Annotated in this window: 14 protein-coding genes, 1 tRNA gene and 1 riboswitch; of the genes, 5 read left to right on the top strand and 10 right to left on the bottom strand. The window is 35.0% G+C overall.

Annotated features, from left to right (window positions below):
• The 3 genes from LPC09_RS07570 to proC form a co-directional block, all read right to left on the bottom strand.
• Positions 1-1,263 carry a glutamate-5-semialdehyde dehydrogenase gene (locus tag LPC09_RS07570; RefSeq protein ID WP_231309335.1) on the bottom strand — a complete coding sequence of 421 codons (1,263 nt, stop codon included), beginning with the start codon at positions 1,261-1,263 and terminating at the stop codon, positions 1-3.
• 14 nt (positions 1,264-1,277) lie between these two features.
• Complete coding sequence (proB, locus tag LPC09_RS07565; RefSeq protein ID WP_231309334.1) at positions 1,278-2,408, bottom strand: glutamate 5-kinase; 1,131 nt, start codon at positions 2,406-2,408, stop codon at positions 1,278-1,280.
• Positions 2,409-2,492: 84 nt separating this feature from the next.
• Positions 2,493-3,341: a pyrroline-5-carboxylate reductase gene (gene proC, locus LPC09_RS07560; protein ID WP_098795136.1), complete on the bottom strand. Its 849-nt coding sequence runs from the start codon at positions 3,339-3,341 to the stop codon at positions 2,493-2,495.
• A 385-nt stretch (positions 3,342-3,726) separates the two neighbouring features.
• Here proC and LPC09_RS07555 point away from each other — a divergent pair, with 385 nt between their 5' ends.
• Positions 3,727-4,479: a SurA N-terminal domain-containing protein gene (locus tag LPC09_RS07555; protein WP_231309333.1), complete on the top strand. Its 753-nt coding sequence runs from the start codon at positions 3,727-3,729 to the stop codon at positions 4,477-4,479.
• An 85-nt stretch (positions 4,480-4,564) separates the two neighbouring features.
• Positions 4,565-4,650: transfer RNA gene (locus tag LPC09_RS07550), tRNA-OTHER, on the top strand.
• Between the two features lie 122 nt (positions 4,651-4,772).
• On the opposite strand, the gene LPC09_RS07545 is transcribed toward LPC09_RS07550, so the two are convergent.
• The 7 genes from LPC09_RS07545 to LPC09_RS07515 form a co-directional block, all read right to left on the bottom strand.
• Positions 4,773-5,783, bottom strand: coding sequence for an ABC transporter substrate-binding protein (locus LPC09_RS07545; RefSeq protein ID WP_231309332.1), 1,011 nt, complete (start codon positions 5,781-5,783; stop codon positions 4,773-4,775).
• Positions 5,780-6,532, bottom strand: a complete 753-nt coding sequence (locus LPC09_RS07540; protein ID WP_098795133.1) for an ABC transporter permease — start codon at positions 6,530-6,532, stop codon at positions 5,780-5,782. Before LPC09_RS07540 ends, LPC09_RS07545 begins: the two co-directional genes overlap by 4 nt.
• Positions 6,529-7,299: an ABC transporter ATP-binding protein gene (locus LPC09_RS07535; protein ID WP_098795132.1), complete on the bottom strand. Its 771-nt coding sequence runs from the start codon at positions 7,297-7,299 to the stop codon at positions 6,529-6,531. The genes LPC09_RS07540 and LPC09_RS07535 overlap by 4 nt, the downstream gene beginning before the upstream one ends.
• The gene (gene tenA / locus LPC09_RS07530; protein WP_098795131.1) at positions 7,292-7,966 is read right to left on the bottom strand and encodes a thiaminase II; all 675 of its coding nucleotides are present in this window, start codon (positions 7,964-7,966) and stop codon (positions 7,292-7,294) included. The genes LPC09_RS07535 and tenA overlap by 8 nt, the downstream gene beginning before the upstream one ends.
• A 38-nt stretch (positions 7,967-8,004) precedes the next feature.
• Positions 8,005-9,297: an acetylornithine deacetylase gene (locus LPC09_RS07525; RefSeq protein ID WP_098795130.1), complete on the bottom strand. Its 1,293-nt coding sequence runs from the start codon at positions 9,295-9,297 to the stop codon at positions 8,005-8,007.
• Between the two features lie 139 nt (positions 9,298-9,436).
• Positions 9,437-9,537: riboswitch (TPP riboswitch) on the bottom strand.
• A 92-nt stretch (positions 9,538-9,629) separates the two neighbouring features.
• On the bottom strand, positions 9,630-10,604 hold the full coding sequence (locus LPC09_RS07520) for a bile acid:sodium symporter family protein (protein ID WP_231309331.1): 975 nt from the start codon (positions 10,602-10,604) through the stop codon (positions 9,630-9,632).
• A gap of 207 nt (positions 10,605-10,811) precedes the next feature.
• Entirely contained in the window at positions 10,812-11,336 is a 525-nt protein-coding gene (locus LPC09_RS07515; protein ID WP_098795128.1) for a CBO0543 family protein, read from the bottom strand.
• A gap of 163 nt (positions 11,337-11,499) precedes the next feature.
• Between LPC09_RS07515 and LPC09_RS07510 the strand changes: the two genes are divergently transcribed.
• From LPC09_RS07510 to LPC09_RS07500, 3 genes are all read left to right on the top strand, one after another.
• Positions 11,500-12,345: a hypothetical protein gene (locus LPC09_RS07510; protein ID WP_098795127.1), complete on the top strand. Its 846-nt coding sequence runs from the start codon at positions 11,500-11,502 to the stop codon at positions 12,343-12,345.
• Positions 12,346-12,353: 8 nt separating this feature from the next.
• Entirely contained in the window at positions 12,354-13,256 is a 903-nt protein-coding gene (locus tag LPC09_RS07505; protein ID WP_231309330.1) for a VanW family protein, read from the top strand.
• A gap of 368 nt (positions 13,257-13,624) precedes the next feature.
• The gene (locus tag LPC09_RS07500) at positions 13,625-14,782 is read left to right on the top strand and encodes an ROK family transcriptional regulator (protein ID WP_098795125.1); all 1,158 of its coding nucleotides are present in this window, start codon (positions 13,625-13,627) and stop codon (positions 14,780-14,782) included.
• Positions 14,783-14,906 lie beyond the last annotated feature (124 nt).

The raw sequence follows: 14,906 nt of genomic DNA, 5'->3' as shown, positions 1-14,906 counted from the left end.
TTATCTTGTCTGCCCATTACCCGACATCATAAATTTCACTGTTGTTAAAGCCGGTAATCCCATTGGTCCACGCGCATGGAGCTTTTGAGTGGAAATACCGATCTCAGCGCCAAACCCTAAAGCTCCACCGTCAGTAAAGCGAGTAGACGCATTGTGATAAAGAGCTGAAGCATCTACTAAGCTCATAAATGTTTTGGCTGTTTCTTTGTTTTCAGTTACAATCGCCTCTGAATGTTTTGTACCGTATTCTTCAATATGATCAATTGCTTCTTCAACGTTACTAACTGTTTTAACAGCTAAGTCCAAGCTTAAATATTCATTTGCCCAGTCTTCTTCGTTTGCAAGTACCGAGTTAGGGATATAGGTTAAAGCTGTTTCATCTCCATGGACTGTAATTCCATTCTCCTGCAGAGTTTTCACAAGGATATCTCGGTTCTTTTCTAGCCAATACTCGTGAATAATAGCCGTTTCTAACGCGTTACATACAGCTGGACGGTCCGTTTTTGCATTAACAAGAATGTTTAATGCTTTTTCAACATCTGCTTCAACATCAATATATAAGTGGCAGTTTCCGACACCTGTTTCAAGTACTGGAACAGTAGCATTATTTACAACTGCATTTATTAGTGAACCCCCACCCCTTGGAATTAACACATCAATATGTTCTTTCATAGTGAACAGTTGTTGTGTTGCTTCACGGTCTGTGCTGGCAATAAATTGTACAGCTTCTTGTGGGATTTTTGTTTCTTTTAATGCCTCATGCATAACCTGCACGATTGCTTTGTTTGATGATAAAGCAGATGATCCGCCTTTTAATACAATGGCATTTCCGGATTTAAGAGCAAGACCTGTTGCATCTACTGTGACATTTGGTCGCGCTTCATAGATCATACCGATAACACCTAATGGCACAGTTACCTTTTCAACTAATAATCCATTTTCAAGAGTCCAATTTGAAAGAATTTTTCCTGTCGGATCTTCTAACTTTGCTACTTGACGCAAGCCTTCAGCAAAATCATAGATACGTTCCTTTGAAAGGGCAAGGCGGTCCATATATGCTGCATCAAAGCCTTTTTCACGGCCTGCTTGTAGATCAAGCTCATTTGCTTCAAGAATAACTTGTGTGTTTTTATCTAAAGTGTCAGCTAAAATGTGTAATGCTTCATTTTTTTCTTTAGTTGATAATAAACTTAATTTTTTTGCGGCTTTTTTTGCGGCAATTGCTTGTGATTCGACGTTTGGTTGTTCTTTTGTTACAGACATCTAATTCCTCCTTTTTATACTCCTACAGGTAACGATAATTCAAGTTCACATACTAGATCATCAAAATGGACAACCTCTTGCTTTTTCACACCTTCGTCTGACGCCTTTGTCATTTTTTCTAGATCTTCTGTTGAAAAGTTGACCACGCCAAGACCAATTCTTTCTCCTTTATGATCAATTATTCGAATAACAGCACCCTTCTCAAACTGTCCTTCTACTTTTTCAATATCCGATGAGTAAATACTATGTTTGTGATCAACAATGGACGTTCTAACATTTTTGTTAATGGTAACTTCACCTTCAGGACCTGAGTGAAAGGCAATCCATTGTTTTTTCTGATTTAAATTCACCGTCTCATTTGTTACTTCAAAATAAGTGCCCTTTGCTTCCCCGCGAACAGCATCTCCTAGAATATTTGGTAAGCTTGCTTTACCTAGAAAAGTAGAAATCCCTGAAGCCATAGCAATTTTAACAGCATCGATTTTGGATCTCATCCCACCTGTTCCAACATTGCTGCCTGACTCCCCAGCTCCCTCTTCGATTTCAGGAGTAATTTCATATACTTTCTCAAGTAATTTTGCTTCTTCATTTTTTCGAGGATCTGAATCGTATAAACCATCTATATCAGATAAAATCATTAATTGATCTGCTTCCACTAAGCCAGCAACTTTTGCAGACAATGTATCATTATCACCAAACTTTAAGCGATCAACTGTTACGGTATCATTTTCATTAACAATTGGAATAATGCCACGTTCTAATAAAACATTTAGTGTATTTCGTACATTGTTGTAGCGTTTTTCATCCGAAAAATCACTTCGTGTAATTAAGATTTGTGATGCCACATACCCGTGTGATAGAAAGATCTCTGAATATGCCTCAATTAATAATCCTTGCCCAATTGAAGCAGCAGCTTGCTTTTCAGGTAAAGATGTTGGACGGTCAATACAACCTAGCTTACGATAGCCTGCTGCAACAGCACCTGAAGAAACAAAGACAATTTCATGTCCTTCGTCCTTTAGTAAGGCAATTTCATCAGCTAATTTCTCTAGTTTACGTCGACTAATTTCCCCGTGTCGACTTGTTAAAGAACTGCTTCCTACTTTTATTACAACCCGTTTTTTTTCGTTGTCTAGGGTCGTCATGATATCACTCCTGAGTCGTATTTATCTCTCTCAAATTCTTTGTTTCTCTCTATTAGTCTTTCATTTTCGTAAACAAAATCTCATTTATTTTGATAAGCTAACTAGTAAACTCTCTTGAATCTGTTCACTAATTTCTTTTGAACGTTTTGCTGCATGCTCAACTGCCTTCGCAATGGCTTTACCCCCACCATTTTCATCCAATGCGTTTAATCCAGCTGCTGTTGTACCGTTTGGTGAAGTAACTTTTTCTCTTAGTACAGTAGGCGTGTAATCTTGCTCTTGAACCATTTTGGCTGCACCAACAATCGTTTGAGCAATGATTTCTCTTGTTGTTTCCAAGTCAAAGCCTGCTTGTGATCCTTGCTTTTCCATATGCTCCATCAAATAATAGAAATAAGCTGGGCCGCTTCCTGCTAGACCAGTAAAGATATCCATATCTTTTTCTTCTATTGTATAAACTTCACCGATGCAACCTAATAAATCTTGAGTTAGTCGAACATTGTTTTCTGATGTTTCATGACCTGGGGATATGGCAGTAGCTGACTCACCGATCGCACTTGACGTATTCGGCATTACTCGAACTACTTGCTGGCCATTATGAAGGTTTTTTTCAAGATATGTTGTTGTAATTCCAGCTAGAACTGATAATATGAGTTGATTTGGTTTGATATGATCTTTAATACCCTTTAATGCTGTATCAACATCTTTTGGCTTCATTGCCAATATAAAGACATCTATTTGGTCAAACGGTAAATCTTTAAGTTTGATTCCTTTGATACCATAATTTTCGTTTAGTGCAGATAACCGTTCTTCATTGGAACGATTTGTCGCAATGATATTTTCTGTTGGAAATTCAGATTTGACTAATCCTGATATCATAGCTTCTGCCATCGAACCTGCGCCTAAAAATGCAACTGTCTTATCGTGTAGCATCTCATCTCTCCAATATCGTTCGTATTTTTGTTCGTATTTTTAACTCACGATTTAATACTAACATGATGATTTTCATAATCAAGGTCTTAGAGAAATGTTGTGAGTATTTCTTCCAATTAGTTAGTGTAAGCGTTACCATCAATAGGTAATTACTCTTAAAAGCTTCTCAGACGACTTTAACGCTTCTTATCCGTTTATTTAAGGATTTGTTTTGAGTTATTATTCGAAATTTTTATGATATTCACCCATCAGCCTAAATGTGTAAACTTTCTTTGAAAATCTGTATGGTTTATATGTAAACCTTTTATTTTTCCTTTAGTTGTTATACAATTCCAATTATGTACATAAGATATGTCCTTCTATAGGGACGAAAGGGGTATACAAAATGAAAAAATATTTATTAACGGTTTTAATCGGGTTGCTTTCACTCTCTCTTGTAGCGTGTAATAACGATGAGGAAAAAGCTAGTGAAGAAACTAACACATCTGAAAAAGCAACAGAAGAAACAGCTGATGTAGATGCTGAGGAAATGCAAAAAAAGCTTGAAGCTCAAAAAGTGGAAGAAGGAAAAGTTGTTGCTATTGTAAATGGTGAGGAAATCAAAGGAAATCAATATAATGACGCCTTAAGTATTTCTCAAATGCAATTTTCACAATTAGGACAAGACTTAACAACAGATGATATGGCAAAGCAAATTAAAGACTATACGCTTGAAAGTCTTGTTGGACAAACATTATTATTACAAGAAATCGACAAAAAAGGCTATGAAGCTTCAGAAGAAGAAATTAACAAACAGTTAGAAACTTTAAAAGCTAGCTATAAAACCGAAGAAGAATTTGAGGAAGCGTTAAAAACGAATAACTTAACCTTGGACAAGCTAAAAGAACAAATTGAAGATACGGTAAAATATGATCAATTTGTTAAAAATGATTTGAAGGTAGAAGAAGTAAAAGATGAAGAAATAAAAGAATATTATGATTCAATGGTAAGTTCAGCTGGTGAATCTGAGGAAACTCCAAAATTCGAGGATGTAAAAGATACTTTAAAAGCGAATCTTGCACAACAAAAAACACAAGAAAAAGTAGCTACAAAAGTGGAAGAACTTCGTAAAGCAGCTGACGTTGAATTAAAAATTTAATTGCTAAGAGATGTGAATCCCACATCTCTTTTTTATTTATTTTATTTGGTGTTATAAAATGAATTATTATGAACATAATATAATTGGACTTGTAGCTCAAGTGGTTAGAGCAGTCAACAGTTTTGTCGTAAATTGTTGTACATCTTGTGGGTTCAAATCCCACCAAGTCCTTTTTCAGTTACACTAGGGGTTATGGTAAAACAGCTTTCTTGGATTCTCTCTTATGATGTGTTTAAAACACTATATTATAAAAGCGTACTCCTCAATAAACTAAGGAGTACGCCATTATAAAGTTACTCTTTAATATTCACAAATATATCTTCAGCCTCAGGTTCTGTAGTAATTAAACCTGCTTCCTTCATCCAGCTTATTGTGCTTTCCCATTGCTCTTGGTCCTGACTTCCAAATCCATTCTCAGATTTCATCAGTGGCAATAATATTTCTAAGCTTTCTGTTTCCACTTCTTTTACTAAAGGAAAGTTTGCTTCATCTTGATTATTTAGAAGAATTTCTAAAGCTTCTTCAGAATGTTCTGCTGTAAATTCATAGCCTTTTGTAGCAACACGCCAAAAGGCTGCAATACTTTCTTGTTCTTCTTCCCATGTTTTATCACTTGTTACTGCAACTAACTCATAATAACTAGGAACTCCATATTCTGTCGGGTTAATATTTCGTGTGTTGTGTCCCTCATAAGCTAATACAGGTACTTCATGGTTTATATATGCCCCAATAACAGCATCTACTTTTTCACTAACAATAGAAGAGCCTAATTCAAAGCCAACATCTATCATTTCAACATTTTCAGGGTTTCCACCATCAGCTTTAACCATAGACTGAATTAATGATTCATTTAGCGGAATACCAGGAAATCCGACTGTTTTTCCTTCAAAATCCTTTGGAGATTGAATGTCACTTTCTTCCATAAAAATAACTCTGTTTAATGGTGAACGGACAATAGCACCAACTGATTTTATCTTAACATCTTGATTGGCACGAGCAATAATAACATCTGGTTGATACGATATGCCAAGCGTGATTTTCCCTGCAGCTGCCAAGTTGATCGGATCTGTTGGATTAGCAGGAAATTGAATATCAACATTTAATCCTTCGTCTTCAAAGTATCCTTTTTCCTTTGCAATATATAAAAAGCTATGTACAGCATTAGGATACCAATCAAGCATAATACTAACATCCTTTAGATCTTTCGTTTCTTCATTTGCTTCTGTTGATGTGCTGTTGTTAGTACCACAAGCTGTAATTAATCCAAATACTAAACATAGGCACATTAATAATAACTTCTTCATTCTGTTTTCCTCCATTTTAATGTTTTTTTCTCTAATGAACTTACGATGACAAATAATAATATACCAACTGCAGATAATATGATAATTGGTGCAAAAACCCCTGCTCCATCAAACTGAGTCATCATTCTTCTGCTAAAATACCCCAACCCAGCTTGAGCACCGATCCATTCGCCAATTGCAGCACCGATTACGCTTAGCGTTACAGCCACTTTCAATCCAGAGAAAAAATAAGATGCACTTCCAGGTACTTGCAGTTTAAAGAAAATGTCTTTTTTTGTTGCTCCCATGGTTCGCAAAAGATCTTTATATTCCTTAGTTGTTGCACGAAGGCCATCATACGTATTTACTGTTATTGGAAAAAAGGTGATAAGCACAGTTACAACAACTTTACTCCAAATCGTATAGCCGAACCATAAAACAAAAATCGGTGCCAATGCGATAATTGGAATTGTTTGTGACGATATCATAAGAGGATAGAAGGTTTTTTCTACTGTTTTATTTATGTTCATCCATACAGCTAGCCCCACCCCAAATAAAATAGAAAGGGAGAGTCCAATCAAGATAATAAGAAATGTAGCAGGTAAGTGTTCTAAAAACAAAGGTACTCTTAATTCCCATATCTTTAAAACAACATCAGTTGGTGTTGGCAGAATGAATCCCATATTCAAAAGCCTTGCACCAATTTCCCAAACAACGAGAAGTAAAATAGTTAACGTACTGGATGCACCATATTTTTTAAAAATACTCATGTTTTCATCCTCGTTCGTAAGTCTTCAAGCAACTCATCTTTTAAAGAGATTACCTCTGGCCGGTTTAAATCTTTTAAGATTCTAGGGCGTTCTAGTGGAACTATAATTTCTTTCAAGGTCGTTACAGGAGTTTCTGTAAATAGAAGAATACGATCAGATAAAAACAATGCCTCATTAACATCATGAGTTATGAAAACAATTGTTTCTTTTCTTTTTTGCCATTGTGAGAGTAGCCATTCCTGTAACGATAATCTAGTGATAGCATCTAAAGCACTAAACGGTTCATCCAGAAGGAGAATATTTGACCCGCTTAATATTGTTCTTAAAAACGAGACCCTCTGCCGCATTCCTCCAGATAATTCACCAGGATAGCAATCCTCTACACCTTTCAACCCAAACTCTTCTAATAATTCACTAACCTTTTGAAGAGACAGGTGTTTTTTTACTCCTTTTATCTCTAATGGAAGTAATGCATTTTCAATAATTGTGCGCCAAGGCAAAAGTAAATCCTGCTGAGGCATATACCCTACTTGCCCAAGTCGATTTATGGCTAGTTGATTCTTCAGGAAAATTTCTCCCTCTGAAGGCTGCTCCAACCCTGTTATTAGCTTAAATAATGTACTTTTTCCTGAACCACTTGGTCCAATAATGCTTATAAATTCTCCTTCACGAATATGTAGATTCATATTTTTCAAGATAGGTTCTCCACTAGGGTGCTCCCTATATTGAAAGGTTATATTTTTAAATTCAAGAATTGATTTATCCATTTGTTGGCCACATCATTTCGTGGTAGGCCATTTCCCAAAACATGTACTCGAATCTAGTTGTATTTAGAAAGATTTCTTCTAATTTCACTAATTCTGATTCTGGTTTACCATCTGAGAGTTCATCAATTAACTCAATACACCATGTAGCTAGTTGACCAAATTCATCAGATGAATACATCGAAATCCATTCTCCATAAAATTCATGTTCGCTTGCACCATCTATTTTCTTTAAATCTTTACCAATTTCCCAATAACTCCACATACATGGAAGTAAAGCAGATACCAATTCGGCAAGTGTTCCATTTTGACTAACATGAAGCATGTAGTGAGTATAGGCTAGAGTTGTTGGAGAAGGTTTAGCTTCTTCAAGCTCATCTACAGTAATCTTGAATTTTTTGGCATATTGTCGATGTAGCTCCATCTCTTCATTTAAAGTAGAATTCAGTAATGCTGCAAATTTACCCATTGTGTTTAAATCTGTAGCTTTCACAGCACCTAGGGCAAATACTTTTGCATATTCAATCAAATACAAATAATCCTGTATCATGTAAAACCGAAATTTATCTTTTTCAAGAGTTCCATTCCCCATTCCCTTAACGAATGGATGATTATGATTACTTTCCCAGATCGGTAGAACCTTTTCGTACAGCCTTTGACTAAATTTCATTTATTTTCCCCTACTTTCTATTATTTAAAGTGTAATAACTAATCAACAGTTTGGTCACTCTTCTTTGAATGACACCATTTATAGATGAAAGCTAAAATGACCTTTGTGTACTCGACAAGTTCTTGAATGGATAGTTGTTCGTTTACTGCATGTGCATGTTGTAATTTTCCAGGTCCATATATGACGGTTGGAATTCCTGCGTCTCCTAACCATCCTCCGTCGGTTACGGTTGGTGAAACATCAACCATAGCTTGTGTTGATAAAAGCTGTTCATGGGTTGAGGCTAAACCTTTCACCCCAGGATGATTTTGATCTATCTCTAATGACGGAAAAATCTCGCCCCGATCAACGATCATTGATTTTCCTCCCCATTCAAATGTTGGAGGATTCTCTCTTAGCCAAGGATCTGCATGAGCAACATGGAGAATATGCTCTTCAATTTCTTTTATAATTTGCTCATGTGTTTCATTTGGATAATAATGAACAGTAATCCATAAACGGCATTCATCAGCAATAAATGCAGCATGTCTTCCTCCTTCAATTACTGCTGGATTTATTGTATTTGTACCAGGAGGATATCCAGGATAGCTTTTCGAAATTGCCCAATGCCTTTCAAGGTCTTGTAATCCATGAATAATATTTGTCATTTTTTCGATAGCACTGGCAGCAAAAAGTTTTCCGCCGGCATGTATCATTTGCCTTCTCGTTGCGTCATGATACGTTTTGTCACTCTTTACAGTGATCCAACCAGTAATAACGCCCCCTTGCCCTTGAATATGTAAATCACTTGTATCCACCACAACAGCAAAATCTGCTTTATATCCTTTTTTACAACATTCAAGAGTCCCAGCTTCCCCAACTTCTTCACCTATCACAGATTGTAAAATCAAATCACCAGGAAGGGTAATACCATGTTCGTGTATTAACTGAATAGCAAATAATGCACCAGCTAATCCACCCTTCATATCAGCTGCACCACGCCCAATAATCACACCATCTTTCACAACAGGGATAAACGGATCAACATCCCATTTTTCATCCTCACTAACTTCGGCCACATCTATATGACCGTTAATAATCAAGCTGTTATATAGATCGGGTTCCTTCCCTTTTAACACACCAACAACATTAGGATCGTTTGGATACACATCCCACAGATCAATGGTAAAACCTTTCTCTTCTAAAAACTCTGCAATAAATTGTTGTGCTTCATTTGTATTTCTAGCAGGTGGTGCAGGTGTTTTATATTCAATTAATCTTTTTAATAAGGAAACCAAATCCTCCTTGCGTTCATCAACGATATTAATTAACCGTTCTATTGGAATAGACAATGTTTTTCCCTCCTTTTTTAAAAATGCAGTAAAATAAAAAAACCACTTCTTTTTTAAGAAAAGAAGTGGTTTGAATCGAATAATGGTATAAAAATTAGTTATACTGCTACTAATTATAGCCAAATTTCGTTAAAGTCTATTTATTCAAACACCTCTTCCCTCCGCTAGTATTATCTAGATCAGGTAATAAGGGTCAAGGCGCACTGCCTCTCTCAGCTTAAAGCTCCCCTAGTGGTGAAAATCTATCGTATATGAAATTAGTAATTCACATTATTTTTAACACACTCAGAAATATTTGGCAACATCTTCTTTTTAAAATACACGAGAATAATTTATTGTGAAGCAGGGATATTACCCTCAAAATGTTGTTTTTGTTTCTGATCAAAAAGATTAAATATAAGACCAAAGATTGATGCAAGCACTTGCTGAAACAACATTCCCAAAACTACAGGTACAGCTACAGCCGGAGGAAAATATTGAACCGCAATTACAGCTCCTGCACTTATATTCCGCATTCCACCGGTAAACATCATGACTACTTTTGTTTCGCGGTCTCTTTTTAACAGAATTGACAGCATCCATGCTAAGAAATATCCAAAAGAAGCAAGTGTAAAAACAACAATAGCAATCATAACCAATTTTAAACTGAACTGCTTTAGATAGGGAGAAATAACAGCTCCATTCATCATAACAACGCAAGCAAGAGCAAGTTTTGAAAACGGCGCAAGATTTTTCCCTGCTTTAACACTTTTCCCTTTTGTCACAAAATTTGTAAACATTCCTAAAATAGACGGAATAACAACCATAAATAACAACCCATACATAATATCCATTGTATTTATTTGAATTTTTTGACCAACTAGAAAAGATAAAGTAAACGGAACAAGAAACGGCGACAATATTGTGTCAAACAAGATAATAGATAATGCTAAGCCTATACTCCCCTTATAGATTGTTACCCAAATAAAACTTGTAATCCCTGTTGGAATAACGCTAGCTAGCACTAATCCTGTCATTGTTAAATGATCATTTACAAAAAATGCGTGTCCTATTGTCCAAGCAAGAAGCGGCATAACAATATGCAACAGCAGTAAGATAATGAATAAAGGCAGTGGCTTTTTTAATGCTCCTGTTAAAGAAGTAAAAGTGGAGTTAAGGCTACCTGAAAAAGTCATAAACGCAAATAGCCACGGAATTAAAAATGTAAGGGGTAAAAGATTTTCAGCCAGCATCACCCCTATAATTACGCTTATTGGCGTGATGATTGGCATCCATTTTTCCAGCTGCCGATTAACTGTTTGAAGCATGAATCATTCTCCTAATCTATTCTGATAAAAACTATGTATATGACATTGTAACAGAATTAAGAAGAATGAGTATCAGAAAATATTTAATTAAGTAAACTAATTCCTCTATATTTTTCTACTACCTCTTGTATATAATAATCCTGATGAGGAACAAAAAATCTTGTTTCTTTAAAAATGAAATAAAGATCCTGAACCCATTTTCTTGTTTTAACGAAAAACTGATGACGGTACACCAAAAACCGTCCATAAAAACAAAATAAAAACAAAGGAAAGGATCCATGTTATTAATGGACGATAATGATGCAATGCTAATAGAGAAAACATAGCACAATTGAACAATACCGACCACCATTCATTCCATCCATTATAATGATTTATTCCTCCAAAAGAATGTGTTAAAAGCTCATTTGCTGTATAAATTAAAATCCAAATCCCAATATACATAAAGCGTTTCAAGCGCTCAATAGGAAAATTCCCTAAATACAAAAGAATTGTACATGGATATTTGATAAACATGATAAATAAAGAGATATGAGTGCCTGTAATTCCCAATTTTTCATCAAAAGGAATCGGATTAAACTTCCATAATGGAAAATAATCATAAAATAAAAAATGATATAACAAGTCACCAATGATAAAAAATAAGATAGTTGGATAATATTTTCTCCAATTTTTCCAATCTCCCCACTTCCATGCAGCAAATATATACAGAAACCCATAAACAAAATTCATTATACTTCTCCAATATTTTCTTTTTTTACGTATAACTCTCCGTTTCATTTATTCTGTTTCATTTCTTTACAATTGATACCTTATATTCCCATTTATATATAGCTATGATATAAAGTTTTTTACACAAAATAAGTGAAACAAGATTAATTTGGAGTGACTTTTTATGAAAAAAACATTGTTACTTGTTTTTCTTTTTATTTGCCTTTCCCAAAAACAAGCATTAGCGGCAAATGATCAACCACGTCCCCACATTAGTTTTCAACCAGTGTTGCTAAGTTGGGATGTAGTAAATGAAATTATTCCAAGAAAATCATCTTTTGCTGTTATTGATATTGATAGTGGGCAAAGCTTTAAAGTTCAAAGAAGAGCTGGAAGTGGTCATGCAGATGTACAACCCTTAACGAAAGATGATACTAAAATTATGAAGAAAATTTATAACGGAAAATGGAGTTGGCGAAGACGAGCCGTTTTTATTCTCATAGACGATCAGTTAATTCCCGCATCAATGCATGGGATGCCACACGGAGCGGGGGCAATTCAAAATGGATTTCCCGGACATTTTTGCATTCATTTCTCTGGTAGTACAACACATCGCACCCGAAAATTCGACCTTTCTCATCATGTTATGATCTTAAAAGCTGCTGGAAAATTCGATGACTATACAGCATCACTTTCAGCAGAAGAAATACTAAATATCTTTCTTATTACAGCCAAAAATCATGACAAGGAATTAATGGAAGGAATAAGCATTTCAAATATGAATAAAAATGATGGCTCTTACAATGTCCTCAACAATATTGAAGGGATGAAATGGACAATAAAAAAGAGTCAAGAAGACCATGACTTTCCTTTAGTATCGACCTTTCCTGTTGAAACGAAAATATACCTAGATGAAGTTGGTCCTGTTAAAATAACGCAAACCTTCACCTTAATAAGAACTTCACTCTTTTCTCCATGGAAAGTAATGAGAGATCCATTCGTAACTGAGTTAGCAGAAAATGGGAGGTGAGTTTTTCTATGAAATATCTATTAGCCATTTTTATGATAATGATCCAGCCTTCTGTTCAATCTGAAAACTTATCTGTAACATTTGAAGGGAAAGAAATAACATCTCTTCATCGTTCAGAGCTTGCCCTACCATCTTTTGAAGGAGAATTTATTAACCAAGAAAAATTAGATGAATTTACTGCTTCTTTAGAATCAATTGTTTATGAACCACCTACTAATGCATACTTAGATGATCATGGTCAAATAAAGAGTGAAAAAATGGGGCATAAACTCGATCAAGTAAAATGGAAATCAATTGTTTATGCTACATATTTACAAAAAGGCTCAACCTCTATTGAAGTGCCTGTCAAAACGGTCTATCCAAAGGTTGACAGTGAACTTCTAGCATCTATTAAAGCAAAATTAATTAGTCATTACGTAACTTATTTTAATAGTAGAAACATGGAACGGTCACATAATATTAAGTTAGCATCTGAAGCAATTAATAACCATGTCGTTTTTCCTGGAGAGACTTTTTCATTTAATGCGGTTGTTGGTAAACGAACCATTGAAAAAGGCTATTTGCCTGCTCCGGTAATTGTAAGAGGAGAACTCTCAGAAGGGATTGGTGAAGGTATTTGTCAAGTCTCTTCAACATTGTTTAATGCAGTTGATCAAGCCGGAGTAAAAATTATTGAACGATACTCGCATAGTCGTATAGTCCCTTATGTTCCTTCAAAACGCGATGCTACTGTCAGCTGGTATGGACCTGATTTTACATTTGAGAACGAACATAATCAACCGTTACTTATTCAATCTAAAGTGTACGGGGGACAACTAGTGATTAAAATTTATTCCTCAGAAACATTAGAAATTAAGCAACAAAATATCCAAAGTGCTCCAAATCAACTACCAAAAGAGGAAAGATTATAATAGTGATTCAAATAAAGGAATAAAGATCTGTTTACAAATTAGAATTCTGATCTTTATTCCTTATGCATTTCAACTAAATAGAATAAAAATGAATAAAAGTTCTTTGTTCATGTTATAATCCTGTTTAAGTGACCCTTACTATATAAACCTCTTATTCTATTACATATGTGTTTGCAAAGATATGTATTGAAAATATACTTGCTGCATATTTCCTTGATCGTATAAAAAAACTTTAACTTATAACTTACCAGAACCTATAAATAAGGAAACTAGTTTATGATATGAAGGTGAAAAAGTTCGTCTGTTTATTAAACTAAGTTTGTATTATAATTATATTTATCCGAAAACTTTGGAAATAGGTGAAAAAATTGAGTCAACTTACATGGAATCAACAAATTGTGAAGAAAAATAACACCTTGCTTGTTTTTCAAACAATAACAAATGAAGAGCCCATTTCTAGGGCCGATATTGCTCAACAAACAGGTTTAAATAAAGCAACTGTTTCTTCTCTTGTTAATGAGCTATTAACTAAGAATTTAGTCTATGAATCAGGACCAGGAGAATCTAGCGGAGGAAGAAGACCTGTACTTCTTCATTACAATGTGAATGCTGGATATTCTATTGGCATAGATTTGGGTGTTAATTATATCTTGGGGGTTGTAACAGATCTAAAAGGAAAGATACTATTAGAAAAAACAGTAAAAGTAAATGAACACACTTTCATAGAAGTCACAGAACAAATTAAACAGGTAATCCATTCTTTAATAAAAGAACTCCCTAAAACACCTTACGGAATCATAGGAATCGGCTTAGGCATACCTGGAATTGTTGATAAACAAGGTGAAATACGAGTTGCTCCAAATCTCGGTTGGAAAAACAGCGATATAAAAACCCTCTTAGAAGAAGAATTTCAGATTCCTGTTATCGTCGAGAACGAAGCGAATGCTGGAGCATATGGAGAAAAGCAATTTGGAGTTGGTCAGGATTATAAGAATATTGTTTATGTAAGCGCAGGAATTGGAATTGGTGTTGGACTTATATTAAATAATGAGCTGTATCAAGGTCTTCATGGTTTCTCTGGCGAAATGGGACATATGGTCATCAATATGAATGGAATCCCTTGTAGCTGTGGAAGTAAAGGATGTTGGGAAGCTTATGCATCTGAACACGCTCTTTTAAAGAGTGCAGGCTCTGATTCGACCCTTGAATCATTAATAGACAAAGCACAAAACCAAGATGAAAAAGCAATCGCGCTTTTTAAAGAAACAGGCCAATATATAGGATACGGAATCAACAATATTATAAACACATTTAACCCCGAACAAATTATTATAGGAAATCGTTTAGCAATGGCCCAAACATGGATAAAGCAATCCATGTTGGATATTATTTATTCACATTCACTTTCTTTTCAACAGCAAGACCTACAAATTAGTTTTTCTAAGCATTCAACCCATTCGGCAGCTTTAGGTGTAGCAGCCATTACAACCGAGAGCTTTATACAACGGGAATTACAGGATTATTAAATCTTTTCAAGTTATTTTCCTAAATAGTTAAAACGTCAAGAAAACCAATTCATAGAATCGGTTCAGACTATAGACAAAATTAAAAATCCGGCTCCCATTGGGAACCGGATTAAATGTTAAAGTA

This window comes from Metabacillus sp. B2-18 (genome assembly GCF_021117275.1).
Lineage (GTDB): Bacteria > Bacillota > Bacilli > Bacillales > Bacillaceae > Metabacillus.
Note: the sequence above shows the minus strand (reverse complement) of the source record. Positions and strands in the feature narration are given on the sequence as shown.